Origin of the sequence: Noviherbaspirillum soli, from assembly GCF_015352955.1 — a bacterium.
Classification (GTDB): Bacteria; Pseudomonadota; Gammaproteobacteria; order Burkholderiales; family Burkholderiaceae_D; genus Noviherbaspirillum_A; species Noviherbaspirillum_A soli.
On record NZ_JACYOX010000005.1, the window covers coordinates 126830 to 141929 of the forward strand.

A 15100-nucleotide genomic window follows, 5' to 3' on the forward strand; every position below is an offset into this window, starting at 1 on the left:
GTCATGATGCGGATTTCGATGAAGGAGAGGATTGTTCGGTGGCCAGGCCGGCGGCATCGGCGTCGAAGCCGCCGCCCAGCGCCCGGATCAGGTTCACGCGCAGGTCGGCGCGGCGCGCCTGGTTTTCCAGCTCGACCTTGCGCTGCACGATCAGCGCCAGTTCGCTGGCCAGCACCGGCAGCATGTTGGTGGTGCCGACCCGCTCGCGCTCGCGCGCCAGGCGCAGCGCATTGCCGGCGGCCTGGGTGGCGGCACGCTGATGGCCGCCCTGCGCCTCGGCTGCGCGCAGCGACTGCACCTGGTCGGCCACATCGCGCAGCGCATCCACCAGCGTCTGGTTATAGCCGGCGACCGCATTGTCATAGCCGGCGACCCGGCCCTTGAGCTGCGCGCGCAGGCGGCCGCCTTCGAACACCGGCAGGCGGATGGCCGGGCCAATGCCGACGATGCGGCTGCCCGCCTCCAGCAGGCGCGGCAGCGACAGCGTGGAAAAGCCGGCGAAGGCAGTCAGGTTCACATTCGGATAGAACTGCGCCTTGGCGCTGGCGATCTCGCCCTGCGCCGCCTCGACCCGCCAGCGGCTGGCGACGATATCGGGCCGGCGGCCCAGGAGGCCCAGCGGCAGCTGGTCGGGCAAGGCCGTTGCCGAGTCCGGCGGCAGCGCCGGCGCGGCGATCGCCAGGCCGCGGTCCGGGCCCTTGCCCGTCAGCGCGGCCAGCTGGTTGCGGGTCAGGGCCATCGCTTCCTGCCACTGCACGATCTCGGCGCGCAAGCCTTCCAGCTGCTGGCGCGTCTGTTCGCTCTCGCTTTCCGTGTCCAGGCCGGCCTTGAAGCGCAGCGCGGTCAGGCGGCCGAGCTTTTCGCGGGCCACCAGTTGCTGCCGGGTCAGTTCCAGCTGGGCGTTCTGGCGCGCCAGCTGCAGCCAGGCGCGGCTGATGGCGGCCGTCAGCGTCAGGCGCGCGCTGTACTGCTCGGCGTCGACCGCCCTGCCCTGCGCCAGCGCGGCGCGCAGTTCGGCATCGTGCCGCCCCCAGAAGTCCAGTTCATGGGAGAAATTCAGCGCAAGCTGGGTGTCGGCCTTGTATTCGCCAGCCAGCGGCGGCGGAATCAGACCGGTCTCGGTGTAGCGCTGGTAGGTGCTGCTGAGGCCGGCGCCCACGGTGGGCAGGCGGTTGGCGCGGCTCAGGTCGACGGCAGCCTGCGCCGAGGCCAGGCGCGCCGCGGTGACCTGCAGGCCGGGATTGTCGGCCAGCGCCTCTTCCACAAGCGCCCGCAGCGGCGCGCCGCCGAGTTGGGCCACCCAGTCCAGGGTGGGCCAGGCGCCGCCCTGGGCCGGCAGGCTGGCGCTGGCGGATAGGTTGGACGGCATCTGCAACTGCTTGCCGCTCTCTATGCCCTTGAAGCTGGCGCAGGAAGACAGCAGCAGCGCGCCAGTCAGGGCGACGGCGCCGGCCTTGATCCTGGCGGATCGTATTGGCGTGAATCTCGTCATGCTGTACTCGTGGAAATGTTCGGATAGGAACCGGATGACCCGGCATCATGCGCCAGGAAATGCCAGCAGGGCGTTTCAATGTCGGCTTTAATTGACTAGGCAGTAATATAGCCGAAACACGGAAAGCAGAACCGCAGAACAATACTTCCCTGCGTATATAGCGTCAACGCGCAGAAAGATGGTACGAGTCTGTTCCAGGCGGGAGTGTACGTTGCCCCGCCGCCCGGATAAATGCTGCGGACGGCAATGCATTATTGTCTTTAGGGAAACAATGGTAATGGAGATGCCTGGCACGCCCTGTAGACCACGGCTTTACCAATGCAGATCCCCTGGCGCGGGCGTGCAGCAGCCACGCCAGAGGCTCGCTCGGGCGCTGTCAGAAGCGGTAGGTAACGCCAGCCCTGATGACTGGATATACGCGGAAATTGTCGACCTTGTCGCTAAGGCTGGCACGCTCGACGCTGACGTCCTCGGCTAATTGTGCGCACATTGGCTCCGGCAGGCCGCACCCGCTGGTAGCCAGCGCCACGCGCGGTCTGCCTTGCAGCATTGCACCCACATCCAGAGCGACCCCCCAGCCCTTTTCCGCACGGGGCGCCTTGCCCCAGCCCAGCCCGAGGTAGGGCGCGAGATTGCGGAAGTCGATGCGGCCATCCAGTCTTCCGGCTTCCAACGCGCTGTAGCGACGGTTGTTGATCACATAGCCGCCGCTGGCATTGGGCCGGCCGGCCGCATCGATCCGGTTGCCATTGAACATCAGGCCGCCGGTCAGGCGAAAACCCTGGTCGACCGGGTAGTAGTCCAGCAGCATGTCAATTGTGCGCAGCCTGAGCTGGAAATCGTAATCGACAGAACGGGTGCGCTCGGACTGGTCATGTTCGAGCAGGCTTGCGCCAACGCGCAGGCTCAGCTTGTCGTTCAGGGGCGTGACGACATGGACCGCAAATCCGGTCGTACCTGCCGACACCGAGAGGTCGTGACCCATGGCAAATCCGGTAACCGGAAAGGCAACAACAGCAGCCATAGAAAACAGCAACTTATTCATTTATGATAATTTCCAGGAAGATAACAGATAGAAGGCAGCTTTTAGCGACATCAGTCATTATAAAATTTATTTCCTGGAGATAATTCCAGATTTGATTTTTAGAAACTTTTCGTTGTTTTTATACGGCAATATATTTCTCCAAGGATACAATATGCCGTATATGGGATATGATTCGTCCGTCTCCTCCTTCCGTTAAGGGAACGGGTTAGCCCGCGGCCGCAAGGCAACGCGGGCTTTTTTTGTTGTTGGCGGTTCCACCGAAATCAGGCAGAATGCGCGGGCTTCATACAAAAAAATCCATTGCCTGAAGGTGAGGAGACAAAAAAAGCCCGCGTCCAACGACGCGGGCTTTTTCCTTTTCTCCCCGCCTGCTGCGCGGGACGGCCTACTATCTTCCGGCGTCGACGTCGGCGTCTCCGGGATCGATGGCTTCCACGTTTTCCACCCGATCGGTATCGATGTCATTGCCATCGGCCTCGATGCTGTCGCGCGCTGCCGCGGCCCGCTCGCCGGTGCCGCCAGAGTCGGAATCGCTGTCGAGATTGGCATCGCCGACGTCGGGACCGGCGGTGCCGCCAGCCATCGAGGCATCCGGGTCGGAGGTGGTGCCCATTTCCATGTCCAGGCCGACATCGCGTGAAAGACCCGGCCCCTGCATGTCGCTGCCGGTATCGGAAATGTCGCTGGGACCGAGCGCGTCGGTGCCGTGGCCCCGTCCCAGGCTGCGATCCGGGCCGCTGGTGAGATAGTCCGGGTCCAGGGTGCTGTCTGCCATGATCTGCTCCTTATTCATCGATTGATAAATTTAGATGTGAAGCAGGTTGAACAGTTCGGCCGGCAGGCCAGTCCGGGCTTGCGTGGAATCATCGAAAGGCCAGCTGCCGCCTTGAATTTGCGAACAATCAAGCGATGAAAAAAATCGACGCACTGCCGATGCAAACAAGTTCGATAAGTGATACCTTCGACAGACCGTTTGCATTTTAATCAGACTATCCGGACAGGATCTGATGAAGAAAGCGCCGCTCTACAGCAGCTCACGCCGCAGTCCTCCCAGACAGCCTGCGTCGCCCCCTGACGGCGCGCCGGTTCCAGAAGACAGCCGCAAGCCTGCTTCGCCCTCTCCCGCAGCCGCTGCCAGCCCAGCGCCCTCTTCCACAACGTCCATCCACGGCAAGCCACGCCGCATGCAGCGCCTGCGCAGCGTAATGGCGCGCCATGAGCGCCTGCTGCTGGTGCTCGGCTCGGCATTGCTGACCCTGACGCTGATGATGGCCTGGACCGCCAGCCGGCCGCTGCCGCGCGAGCTGAAGCAGGAAGACATCGACGCAGCGGTGCTGCACACCATGCAGGAAAAGGTGATGCCCTCGGCCGAGGCGCGCGCCTTTCGCGCAGTCCATCCCTCGGTGGTGCGCATACGCCAGCTCGGCCATGTCGACGGCAAGGAAGGCGATGTGGTCAAGGGCGTGGGCACCGGCGTGGTGATCCTGGACAAGGGCGTGATCCTGACCAACCTGCATGTGGTGGCCGGCGCCGAGCGGGTGCAGATCACCTTCGCCGACGGCAGCGTCTCCGAAGCCGGCGTGATGAATGTGCAGCCCGAGAACGACCTTGCGGTGCTGCAGGCCAAGACCATACCCGACGACCTGGTGGCCGCCACCCTGCGTCCCAGCCGCGACCTGGCGATGGGGGACCATGTGATCGCCGTCGGCTTCCCGTTCGGCATCGGCCCGTCGGTGTCGGCCGGCATCGTGTCCGGCCTGAAGCGGGAATACCGCTCGCCGGAAGGCAACAAGATCCTATCCAACCTGATCCAGTTCGACGCCGCCGCCAATCCCGGCAATTCCGGCGGACCGCTGGTGACGATGGACGGCGAGGTGGTCGGCATCGTGACCGCCATCCTCAACCCTGGCGACCAGGGTGTATTCATCGGCATCGGCTTCGCGGTCCCGATCGAAAACGCGGCGGCGGCGGTCGGCATGTCGCCCTTCTGAACGCAAACGGAACAATCCCATGATAGAACGTCAGACCGGCGGCACCGATGTATCGCGGCAGATGGAGCAAGTGCTCTATGAAGTCAAGAAAGTGGTGGTGGGACAGGACCATTTCCTGGAGCGGGTGCTGGTGGCCATCCTGGCCCAGGGCCATCTGCTGGTGGAAGGCGTGCCCGGCCTGGCCAAGACCCTCACCGTGAAGACCCTGGCGCGCACCCTGCGCGGCAATTTCAAGCGCATCCAGTTCACGCCCGACCTGGTGCCGGCCGACCTGGTCGGCACCCGCATCTACAACCAGAAGACCGGCGACTTCTCCACTTCCTTCGGCCCGGTGTTCACCCACCTGCTGCTGGCCGACGAGATCAACCGCGCGCCGGCCAAGGTGCAGAGCGCGCTGCTGGAAGTCATGCAGGAATACCAGGTCACCATCGCCGGCGAGACCCACAAGGTGCCGCAGCCCTTCCTGGTGATGGCGACCCAGAATCCGATCGAGACCGAGGGCACCTATCCGCTGCCGGAAGCCCAGGTCGACCGCTTCATGATGAAGATCCTGGTCGGCTATCCGACCGAGGAGGAGGAATTCGTGATCGCCAACCGGGTCACCGGCCCGGCGCCCTCGGTGGCCGCGGTCACCAGCATGGAGCACCTGGCGGAGCTGCAGCGGGAATGCCGCAACGGCTATGTCGACCCGTCGCTGATCCAGTACGCGGTGCGGCTGGTGGCCGCCACCCGCGAGCCGGAAAAACTGGGCGTGCGCGACGTGGCGCCCTACCTGACCTACGGCGCCAGCCCGCGCGCCACCATAGGCCTGGTGGAATGCGCACGGGCGCTGGCCTTCCTGCGCGGCCGCAATTACGCGCTTCCGGAAGACATGGTCGACATCGCGCCCGACGTGCTGCGGCACCGGCTGTCGCTGTCCTACCAGGCGCTGTCGGAAGGCATCAACAGCGACATGCTGATCCAGCGCATCATGAAGCACCTGCCGGCGCCGGAACGCGCGCTCGAAGCCCATGTCCGCTACGACAACAACGCCTGAAGCCCTGCTGCACCGGCTCGAATGGACCGTGCTGCGGCGGCTCGATGGCCTGCTGCACGGCGACTACCGCACCCTGTTCCGCGGCCACGGCGTGGACCTGGCCGACCTGCGGGAATACCAGCACAGCGACGATGTGCGCCATATCGACTGGAACGTCACCGCCCGGCTGCAGACGCCGCATGTGCGGGTCTATAACGAGGAGCGCGAGACCAGCGCCTGGTTCCTGCTGGACCTGACCTCCTCGCTCGACTTCGGCTCCGGCGCGATCAAGAAAGGCGCGATCGCCACCGAACTGGTGGGCGTGCTGGCGCGCATGCTGTCGCGCCACGGCAACCGGGTCGGCGCCGTGCTCTACAGCGGCAAGGTGGAGGCGGTAATCCCGGCCGGCAGCGGGCGCCGCCATGTGCTGCACATCCTGCACCGCATGCTGGCGCTGGCGGAACAGACGCGCCAGCCGGCGGCCCGGCGCGCCGCATCGGCGCCGGCGCCGTCGAAAACCCGGCTGCAGGACCTGCTGCAGTCCGCCGGCCATGCCATCGCCCGGCGCTCGCTGCTGTTCGTGGTGTCGGACTTCATCAGCGAGCCCGGCTGGGAAAAGCCGCTGGCCCAGCTGTCGCAGCGGCATGAGGTGCTGGCGGTGCGGCTCTACGACCCGCTGGAGCAGGACCTGCCCGACCTGGGCTTCCTGATGATGCAGGATGCCGAAAGCGGCGAGCAGCTGTTCGTCGACACCCACGACCGCGGCTTTCGCAAGCGCTTCGCCGCGCTGGCCGAAGCCCGCGAGAACGCGCTGCGCAGCGCGTTCTCGCATGCCGGCGTCGACGTGCTGGAACTGTCCACCGAAGACCATCTGATGGACGCGGTGCTGCGCTTCGCCGACCTGCGCCGCCGCCGCAGCAGCCTGTCGGCCGGCGGCGTGCTGCCCAAACATCTGGAGCATTAAATGACTTTTCTGTGGCCAGAAATGCTGTTCCTGCTGCTGCTCGTGCCGCTGCTGCTGGGCCTGTACTTCTGGCTGCTGCGACGCAGGAAGCGCATGGCGGTGCGCTACGCCAGCCTGGCCATGGTCAGGGAGGCGATGGGGCCGGCGCAGCGCATGCGGCGCCACATACCGCCGCTGCTGTTCCTGCTTTCACTCATCCTGATGCTGCTGGCCGTGGCCCGTCCGGCGGCGGTGGTCACGCTGCCGTCGATGAACGAGACCGTGATCCTGGCCATCGACGTCTCGGGCAGCATGCGCGCCAATGACGTGCAGCCCAACCGCCTCGCCGCGGCGCAGGCGGCAGCGCGCGCCTTCATCGAGGACCAGCCGCAGACCACCCGCATAGGCGTGGTGTCCTTCGCCGGCACCGCCTCGCTGGTGCAGGCGCCGACCCGGGTCAAGGAAGACCTGCTGGCCGCGATCGACCGCTTCCAGCTGCAGCGCGGCACCGCGGTCGGCAGCGGCATCCTGGTGTCGCTCAAGGCGCTGATCCCGGAAGTCGAATTCGACCTGCAGTCGGACAATCCGCGCCCGGCCAAGCGCGAAGGCGGCGCCCGCTCGCTCGACAAGCAGGTGGCGCAAGGCCAGGCCCCGGCCCAGGAATTCAAGCCGGTGGCGCCCGGCTCCTACTCGTCGGCGGTGATCATCCTGCTTACCGACGGCCAGACCACCACCGGCCCTGACCCGCTGGAATCGGCAAAGATGGCCGCCGAGCGCGGCATCCGCATCTTCACGGTCGGCGTCGGCACGGTCAATGGCGAGATCCTGGGCGAGGAAGGCTGGTCGATGCGGGTGCGCCTCGACGAGGATGCGCTGAAGGACATCGCCAAGACCACCCATGCGCAGTACTTCTATGCCGGCAATGCCACCGACCTGACCAACATCTACAAATCGCTGAATTCCCGTCTGGTGATGGAAAAGAAATCGACCGAGATCACGGCGCTCTTCTCGGCGGTGGCGGCCTTCCTCGCGCTGCTGGCAGCCGGACTGTCGATGCTGTGGTTCAACCGGATACTGTAGCGGCTGCCCGCTGATGCACAGCGGGCGCATCATGCCTTGGGCTGCATGTTGAGCGTCCTGCAGGCTACAGTACCGCTGCAAGCCGGAAGCGCGCCGGACAACTCCTGCTAGCCATCCTCGAACAGCGCCTGCCTGAGCGCCTCGGCAAAGGTCAGCGCCGCCACCGGCAGCGTACGGCCGGCGCGCGCCACCAGCTGCAGCCGGCTGCCGGCCAGCGCCGCATCGGTCAGGGGCAGGCTGACCAGCTCCCCCAGCGCGCAGTCGCGCCGCGTGCCGGCTTCGAACTGAAAGCACAGCGCATCGCCATGGCGGGCAAAGGCCTTGATGGTTTCCACCGAGCTGGACTGGACCACCGTGCGCAGCTTCAGCCTGGATCTGGCGATGTGCGCATCGATCAGCCGGCGGCTGCCGAAGGAGGTATCGCCCAGCGCGACCGGATAGGCCTGGCAATCAGCCAGGCGCAGGCTGCGGCGCGACGCCAGCGGATGGTCGGGCCGCATCATCACATGCAGCGGTTGCGCCATGTCGGCCAGCAGCTTGACCTGCGGCGGTGGCGGCGGGTCATGCGCCACCACCAGCTCGACCTCGTCCTGCATCAGCGCCGCCATCAGGCTCTGCGTCCCGCCCACCTGCAAATGAAACTGCACGCCGGGATGCCTGGCCTGCCAGCCGGCGACGATGCGCGGAACGATGTCGGTGCCGACCGACTCCGCGCAGCCCAGCCGCACCTCGCCGCGCATCAGGCCGCGCAGCTGCTCGACCTGGCTGGTTGCCGACTCCAGTTCGGACAGGCTGCGCCGCACGAACGACAGCATCACCTCGCCGGCAGCGGTCAGGCGCACGCCGCGCGGCAGCCGCTCGAACAGCGGCGTGCCGAGGTCTTCCTCGGCATCCAGTATCTTGCGGTTGAGCGCGGTGGACGCCACATGCAGCGCCTCGGCCGCCTTGCGGATCGAGCCGGCGCGGGCAACCGCGTCCAGGTACACATACAGCCGCGGCGGATGCAGCATCGTCACTCCATTTCGTTTTCATGCCAGTGCGGCGGCTACAGCAGCGCCAGCCGCAACGAGGTCACCATCAGGCCAGGCAGCAGCACGCCGGGGACGCAGATCATCAGCAGCGCCGCAAACAGCCGCGGTTTATTGAGCCCGGAGCCGGCCGGCAGGGCCCGGTGCTATTGAATTCAGGACGGCCCGATAGCAAGCGCCCACCGACGGGGGACGCGCGGCTCTCTCCGCAAGAGCAATGCCCCGGATTCCGGAAGCTGGCGGACTACCAGCCGCTTCCACCGTGCCTTCGGTGTTGCAAGGGCTGTGCCAGAGCCATGGATGGGAAGGTGGGGATGCGGTGCACGGATATGGAGCGGGGTGCACTGTGGTGGGATGGGGGCTATGGCACAAGGTGCCGTTGCCGTTGCCGTTGCCGTTGCCGTTGCCGTTGCCGTTGCCGTTGCCGTTGCCGTTGCCGTTAGGGTCCCCGTCTGTGTACCGCCGTGTCGGCGATGCCCGGAGCGGGAAAAGGTGCGGCGTCTGTTTGAGTGGAGCGCAGCGGAGCGAGTTTAGCCGCGCCCCGCTCCGGGCATCGACGGCACGGGAACCCCGCGCAGCGGGGCGGCACAGTCGGGGTCGCCTTTTTTTGGTTACTTTTTTTGGCGAAGCAAAAAAAGTGACTCGCCCGCCGGGGCGAACACCCGGCCTGGTCATGACGGCAGTGCTGTCGCCTTGGGTCACCAGGGGTAAGGCGTCACTGCGAAGCAGCAGTTGCTTTTGCAGTTTGCTGTTTGCGTTGAAAACGTCAACAACAACGTCAACGTCAACGTCAACACCGACAGTGCTGCCCGGGCGTTGCCGGGTGACGCAAGGCGGCTGCACTGCCGTGGAGACAAGCCGGGAGTCCGTCCCGGCGGCCGGGTCACTTTTTTTGCTTCGCCAAAAAAAGTAACCAAAAAAAGGCGACCCGGTGATCGCGCCCCCGCTGCGCGGGGGTTCCCGTGTCAGCGGTACCCGGAGCGGGGCGCGGCTAAACTCGCCAAGCTACGCTTGGCTCAGACAGACGCCGCACCTTTTCCCGCTCCGGGCACCGCTGACACGGCGCGCTCAACGGGACTTCACTGCCACTTCAAAAGCAACGGCAACGGCAACGGCCACTTCGAAAGCAACGACATGCCCCCACCACCATAGCTCAGCCCACCATCGCATCCCATGGCCCCCCGCCTCCATCAACGCCCGCCAGGCCCGGCCAACACCGTATCCGGCAGCCGCCACGCAAACAGGAAGGAGAAGCAGGACAAGGCTGCGCTGATGAAGAAGATATGGCTGAACGACTGGCTGACCGCCGCCGCCACCTGCACGCGCTCGTCGCCGGACAGCCGGGCCAGCGCGCCGCCGACCAGGTCCTTCATCATCTCGCCGCCACCCACCGTGCCCGCCAGGTGCGGCGCGCTGGCCTGGAGCGCCGACAGCAGCATGGCGGTCAGCACCGCCACGCTGATGGCCGCGCCCAGCGAGCGCGAGAAGGCGGCGGTGGCGGTGGCCACGCCGATGTCGCGGCGCGCCACCGCGCTCTGCACCGCCACCAGCGCGGTGGGGAACTGCAGGCCTATGCCTATGCCGATGGCCACCATCAGGATGCCGCTGAGCAGATACCGTTCCGGTCCGAGCAGGCCCAGGCCGGCGATGCCAAAGGGCACGATGGCCGCGCCGATGCGCTGCAGCGGCCGGAAACGGCCGGTGCGCGCCATCAGCTGGCCGCCGGTGTAGGCGCCGAGCGGAATGGCCAGGGTCAGCGGCACCAGCTGCAGCGCCGCGCCGTCGGCGCCGCTGCCGGTCAGCATCTGCAGGCGCAAAGGGATCAGCACCGACAGCGATACCACCTGCGCAAAGGCGATGAACAGGATGCCGCAGCACAGCACCACCGTGGGAATGCGAAACAGGTACAGCGGCAGGATGGGCTCGGCCGCCAGCGCCTGCTGGCGCAGGAAGACGGCCAGCACGGCCAGCGCGCCGCCGAACAGCGCCAGGTTGCGCGTCTCGTCCCAGGCCACGCCCTGGCCGATGCGCGTGATGCCAACCAGCAGCGCGGTCAGGCCCACCGACAGCAGGAACGCGCCGAGATAATCGATGCGGCGCTCCACCCGCGGCGGCGACAGCGCGGCCAGCGCGCGACGCGAGACGAAGAATGCCGCCAGGCCCAGCGGCAGGTTGATCCAGAACACCCAGCGCCATGACAGGTAGTGCGTCAGCAGCCCGCCCAGCAGCGGCCCGGCGACGCTGGCCACCGCGTAGGTGCCGCTGACATAGCCCTGGTAGCGGCCGCGTTCGCGCGGCGACACCACGTCGGCGATGATGCCCTGCGAGATCGAGATCAGGCCGCCGCCGCCCAGGCCCTGCAGCACCCGGCCCACCACCAGCATCGCCATCGAGGTCGACAGCGCGCACAGCACCGAAGCGACCAGGAAGATGCCGATCGACACCGACAGCATCAGCCGCCGGCCGTAGAGGTCGCCAAGCTTGCCGTAGATCGGCGTGATCACCGCCACCGCCACCAGGTAGCCCGACACTACCCAGGCCAGCCAGGCGAAGCCGCCCAGCTCGGCCGACAGCACCGGCAAGGCTACCGAGATGATGGTCTGGTCCAGCGCGCCCATCAGGATGGCGAGCAGAACGCCGATGATGATGGAGCGGACCTGGGCATGGGTAAAAACGGGACGTTCGGTTGCGGCGGGCTGGGACAGATCGGTCATGATGCGAGGATGGCGGAAGCGGGTGGCATGGCAAGGCGGCAAGTATCGCAGATTGGCGCGGCGGACGCATTGCGCCGGGCTGCAAGCGGCCCCTGCTGACATGCGGCGACGTTTGTCATTCCTACATTGCTTTCAGAAATTGTCCTATGGCGCCCTCTCCTGTCCTGCCATAGCCTGAACTGGGGCAAAGTAAAACAAGGAGGACGCCATGCAGAGAAGCCTGTGGAAGGGCGCGATCAGCTTCGGCCTGGTTCATATCCCGGTGCAGATGTTTTCCGCCGAAGACCGCGGCCACGAGCTCGACCTCACCATGCTGGACAAGCGCGACTTCGCGCCGATCGGCTACAAGCGGATCAACAAGGACACCGGCAAGGAAGTCGACTGGGACGACATCGTCAAGGGCTACGAATACGAGAAGGACCATTTCGTCGTGCTGTCGCCGGAAGACCTGAGGCGCGCCAACGTCGAAGCCACCCAGACGGTGGACATCATGACCTTCGTCGATGCCGCCGAGGTGCCGGTGGTGTACTTCGAGCATCCCTATTACCTGACGCCCGACAAGGGCGGCGAGAAAGTCTACGCGCTGCTGCGCGAGGCGCTGGCCCGCTCCGGCATGATGGGCATTGCCCAGGTGGTGATACGCGCCCGCCAGCACCTGGTGGCGCTGCTGCCCATGGGCGACATGATCGTGATGAACACCCTGCGCTACAACGACGAGATCCGCGCGATCGACGATTTCGAACTGCCGCGCAGCAATAGCCGCAAGCTGGCGCTGCAGGAAAAGGAAATCGAGATGGCGCTGGCGCTGGTCAAGGGCATGGCCGGCGACTTCGAGCCCGAGCAGTATCACGACACCTACCGCGAAGACGTGCTGGCCCTGGTGCAGCGCAAGATCAAGGCCAACCAGACCAGGCTCATCACGCCGCCCGAAGCCGAAGAGGAAGCGCCGGCCCGTGGCGACAATATCGTCGACCTGATGGCGCTGCTGCGGGAAAGCGTCAACAGCCGCGGCAAGCCGGCCGCGAAGAAGGCGCCCGCCAAAAAGGCGGCGCACCATGAACCCGCCAGGAAAACCCGGGCCCGCGCATGACACTGGACAAATATTACGCAAAGCGCGATTTCGACAAGACGCCGGAGCCACGCGGTGAAGTGGCCCGGCCCGGCGCACGGCTGTCCTTCGTGATCCAGAAGCATGCGGCCAGCAAGCTGCACTACGACTTCCGGCTGGAACTGGACGGCACGCTCAAGAGCTGGGCCATCCCCAGGGGTCCGAGCCTCGATCCGAAGGAGAAGCGGCTGGCGGTCCATGTGGAAGACCACCCGGTGTCCTATGGCAGCTTCGAAGGCACCATACCGGCGCATGAATATGGCGGCGGCGAGGTCATCGTATGGGACCGCGGCAGCTGGACCCCGGTCGGCGACCCGGCCGAAGGCTATCGCAAGGGGCATTTGAAGTTCAGGCTGGACGGCGAGAAGCTGTCCGGCGGCTGGGCCCTGCTGCGCATGCGCAGGCCGGGCTCGGACAAGGACAACTGGCTGCTGGTCAAGGAACGCGACGAGGCCGCGCGCGAAGGCGCGGAAGCGGAGATCACGGAGCGCCTGCCGGACAGCGTGTTGTCGGGCAAGGGAATCGGCAAACCGGCGCGGGCACCCCGCGCCAAAGCCGGGAAAGCCGCAGCACCAGCGCGCGCCGAGGCCGTGCCCAGGGCGGCGAAGCGAGCCAGCCCCGCCAAGACAGGCCAGGGCATCAAGGCCCCTCTGCCAGCCATGCTCGAGCCGCAACTGGCCACGCTGACCGACCGCGCGCCGGAAGGCGACAACTGGCTGGCCGAGATCAAGTTCGACGGCTATCGCGCCCTGTGCCGCATCGACAAGGGCAAGGCCGTGTTTTATACCCGCGCCGGCAATGACTGGACCGCGAAGTGGCCCGACATTGCGCAGGCCGCCGCGCAACTGCCGGCCGACAGCGCCTGGCTGGACGGCGAAGTGGTGGCGCTGGACGAACAGGGCAATGTCAGCTTCCAGATGCTGCAGAACATGGCGCAGCACCGCGGCCGCCTGGCCTACTACGTGTTCGATCTGCCTTACCTGAACGGCTATGACCTGCGTGCTATGCAGCTGTCCCAGCGCAAGGAATTGCTGCGCACGCTGCTGGAGAAGGCCGACCCGGCCGGGCCGGTGCGCTACAGCGACCATCTGCAGGGCAAGGCGGCCGACGCCTTCTCGCATGCCTGCATGCATGGCCTGGAAGGCATCATGGTCAAGCGCGCCGATGCGCCCTACGCCGCCACCCGCAGCGAAAGCTGGCTCAAGGTCAAGTGCCAGCAGCGCCAGGAGTTCGTGGTGGGCGGCTACACCGATCCGGCGGGCAAGCGCGAGAAGTTCGGTGCGCTGCTCTTGGGCGTGTTCGGGGACGATGGCAGCCTGCGCTACGTCGGCCGGGTTGGCACCGGCTTCAATGCCGACAGCCTGCGCGCGCTGCACAAGGATTTCGCCGATCTGGCCACCGATGCGCCGCCGTTCCGGGAGCCGCCGAAAAAACGCGGCGCCCCCGGCCTGCACTGGCTGCAGCCCAAGCTGATTGCCGAAGTGAAGTTTGCCCAATGGACCAATGACGGCCTGATACGCCAGGGCGCCTTCATGGGCATGCGCAGCGACAAGCAGGCGCGCGAGATCCGCCAGGAGCGGCCCGTGCCGGTGGAAGAAGCCGAGCAGCATGCAAGGGAAGAAGCCGGCGATGCCGCGCAAACCGCCGCCACTGCCACGCGCGCAAAGCGCGGCGCAGGCAGTGCAGGCAGTCGCAAGCCCGCGCCCGACGAGGCCGTGGTGGCCGGCGTCAGGCTCAGCCATGCGACCCGGATCCTGTTCAGCGAGGCCCGCGTGACCAAGCTGGACCTGGCGCATTACTACGAGGACATTGCCGACTGGATCCTGCCCCACCTGGAGCAGCGGCCGCTGACCCTGGTGCGCTGCCCGCAGGGCCATCACTGCTTCTTCCAGAAGCATGCGAACGAGACCACGGCAGAAGGCGTCGGCCGCATTGAAGTGCCTACCGGCGGCGCCACCGCAACCTACATGAGCGCCGGCACCCTGCCCGGCCTGATCAGCCTGGTGCAGATGGGCGTGCTGGAACTGCACACCTGGGGCGCCCGCGAGGGCCATCTGGACCGGCCCGACCGCATGATCTTCGACCTCGACCCGGATGCCGGCCTGGAATGGAAGAACGTGGTCGAAGGCGCGCAGCTGGTGCGCTCGCTGCTGCAGGACATCGGCCTGACCAGCTTCGTCAAGACCACGGGCGGCAAGGGCCTGCATGTGGTGGTGCCGCTGGCACCGCGGCATACCTGGGATGAGGTCAAGGCGTTTTCGAAGGCGGTGGCGGCGCAGCTGGAGCAGGTGCTGCCCGACCGCTTCATCGCCAACATGAGCAAGGCCAAGCGCGGTGGCAGGATCTTCGTCGATTACCTGCGCAATGCGTCCGAGGCGACCGCGGTGGCGGCCTATTCAACCCGCGCCAAGCCGCATGCGCCGGTGTCGACGCCATTGCACTGGGATGAACTGGCCGACCGCGGCCTGCGCTCGGACCGTTACACCGTGCTGAACCTGCGGCAGCGGCTGGCCGGCCTCAAGGAAGACCCGTGGGCCGACTACTTCAGGCTGAAGCAGGAGATCAGCACGAGGATGCGGAGCGCCTTCGAGGCGTGACGCCGAAGGGCCTGCGCTGCCGCTATCGGCAGCGCAGGCTCACTCCAGCCTCGACAGGATCGGTAGGGTGCAATACCCGAAGGGCAT

Annotated in this window: 11 protein-coding genes; 6 read left to right on the top strand and 5 right to left on the bottom strand. The window is 66.3% G+C overall.

Annotated features, from left to right (window positions below; all coding sequences use genetic code 11):
• Position 1 precedes the first annotated feature (1 nt).
• The 3 genes from IGW04_RS07000 to IGW04_RS07010 form a co-directional block, all read right to left on the bottom strand.
• Positions 2-1492, bottom strand: coding sequence for an efflux transporter outer membrane subunit (locus IGW04_RS07000; protein WP_194712333.1), 1491 nt, complete (start codon positions 1490-1492; stop codon positions 2-4).
• Positions 1493-1868: 376 nt separating this feature from the next.
• Positions 1869-2477, bottom strand: a complete 609-nt coding sequence (locus tag IGW04_RS07005) for a hypothetical protein (RefSeq protein WP_194712334.1) — start codon at positions 2475-2477, stop codon at positions 1869-1871.
• Between the two features lie 448 nt (positions 2478-2925).
• Positions 2926-3312: a hypothetical protein gene (locus IGW04_RS07010; protein WP_194712335.1), complete on the bottom strand. Its 387-nt coding sequence runs from the start codon at positions 3310-3312 to the stop codon at positions 2926-2928.
• A 232-nt stretch (positions 3313-3544) separates the two neighbouring features.
• Here IGW04_RS07010 and IGW04_RS07015 point away from each other — a divergent pair, with 232 nt between their 5' ends.
• Genes IGW04_RS07015 through IGW04_RS07030 form a run of 4 tightly spaced genes read left to right on the top strand, consistent with a single transcriptional unit; the run spans position 3545 to position 7566 of the window.
• Positions 3545-4528 carry a S1C family serine protease gene (locus tag IGW04_RS07015; protein ID WP_194712336.1) on the top strand — a complete coding sequence of 328 codons (984 nt, stop codon included), beginning with the start codon at positions 3545-3547 and terminating at the stop codon, positions 4526-4528.
• Positions 4529-4547: 19 nt separating this feature from the next.
• Positions 4548-5564 carry an AAA family ATPase gene (locus IGW04_RS07020; RefSeq protein WP_228526905.1) on the top strand — a complete coding sequence of 339 codons (1017 nt, stop codon included), beginning with the start codon at positions 4548-4550 and terminating at the stop codon, positions 5562-5564.
• Positions 5539-6507, top strand: coding sequence for a DUF58 domain-containing protein (locus IGW04_RS07025; RefSeq protein ID WP_194712337.1), 969 nt, complete (start codon positions 5539-5541; stop codon positions 6505-6507). Before IGW04_RS07020 ends, IGW04_RS07025 begins: the two co-directional genes overlap by 26 nt.
• On the top strand, positions 6508-7566 hold the full coding sequence (locus IGW04_RS07030) for a VWA domain-containing protein (RefSeq protein WP_194712338.1): 1059 nt from the start codon (positions 6508-6510) through the stop codon (positions 7564-7566). It abuts the gene before it with no gap.
• Positions 7567-7673: 107 nt separating this feature from the next.
• Here IGW04_RS07030 and IGW04_RS07035 read toward each other — a convergent pair whose 3' ends face one another.
• Both IGW04_RS07035 and IGW04_RS07040 read right to left on the bottom strand, forming a co-directional pair.
• Positions 7674-8576: a LysR family transcriptional regulator gene (locus tag IGW04_RS07035; RefSeq protein WP_194712339.1), complete on the bottom strand. Its 903-nt coding sequence runs from the start codon at positions 8574-8576 to the stop codon at positions 7674-7676.
• Between the two features lie 1208 nt (positions 8577-9784).
• A complete protein-coding gene (locus tag IGW04_RS07040; protein ID WP_194712340.1) occupies positions 9785-11308 on the bottom strand; it encodes an MDR family MFS transporter in 1524 nt (507 codons plus the stop codon).
• A gap of 208 nt (positions 11309-11516) precedes the next feature.
• On the opposite strand from IGW04_RS07040, the gene ku reads away from it, so the two are divergent.
• Together ku and ligD are read left to right on the top strand one after the other, a co-directional pair.
• On the top strand, positions 11517-12398 hold the full coding sequence (gene ku, locus IGW04_RS07045) for a non-homologous end joining protein Ku (RefSeq protein WP_194712341.1): 882 nt from the start codon (positions 11517-11519) through the stop codon (positions 12396-12398).
• On the top strand, positions 12395-15013 hold the full coding sequence (gene ligD, locus IGW04_RS07050) for a DNA ligase D (protein WP_194712342.1): 2619 nt from the start codon (positions 12395-12397) through the stop codon (positions 15011-15013). Before ku ends, ligD begins: the two co-directional genes overlap by 4 nt.
• The last annotated feature ends 87 nt before the right edge of the window (positions 15014-15100 follow it).

Coding starts and splice junctions, on each gene's coding strand:
- ligD (WP_194712342.1), top strand. CDS start 12,395: ATGACACTGGACAAATATTACGCAAAGCGCGATTTCGACAAGACGCCG.
- IGW04_RS07010 (WP_194712335.1), bottom strand. CDS start 3,312: ATGGCAGACAGCACCCTGGACCCGGACTATCTCACCAGCGGCCCGGAT.
- ku (WP_194712341.1), top strand. CDS start 11,517: ATGCAGAGAAGCCTGTGGAAGGGCGCGATCAGCTTCGGCCTGGTTCAT.
- IGW04_RS07035 (WP_194712339.1), bottom strand. CDS start 8,576: ATGCTGCATCCGCCGCGGCTGTATGTGTACCTGGACGCGGTTGCCCGC.
- IGW04_RS07030 (WP_194712338.1), top strand. CDS start 6,508: ATGACTTTTCTGTGGCCAGAAATGCTGTTCCTGCTGCTGCTCGTGCCG.
- IGW04_RS07025 (WP_194712337.1), top strand. CDS start 5,539: ATGTCCGCTACGACAACAACGCCTGAAGCCCTGCTGCACCGGCTCGAA.
- IGW04_RS07040 (WP_194712340.1), bottom strand. CDS start 11,308: ATGACCGATCTGTCCCAGCCCGCCGCAACCGAACGTCCCGTTTTTACC.
- IGW04_RS07020 (WP_228526905.1), top strand. CDS start 4,548: ATGATAGAACGTCAGACCGGCGGCACCGATGTATCGCGGCAGATGGAG.
- IGW04_RS07000 (WP_194712333.1), bottom strand. CDS start 1,492: ATGACGAGATTCACGCCAATACGATCCGCCAGGATCAAGGCCGGCGCC.
- IGW04_RS07005 (WP_194712334.1), bottom strand. CDS start 2,477: ATGGGTCACGACCTCTCGGTGTCGGCAGGTACGACCGGATTTGCGGTC.
- IGW04_RS07015 (WP_194712336.1), top strand. CDS start 3,545: ATGAAGAAAGCGCCGCTCTACAGCAGCTCACGCCGCAGTCCTCCCAGA.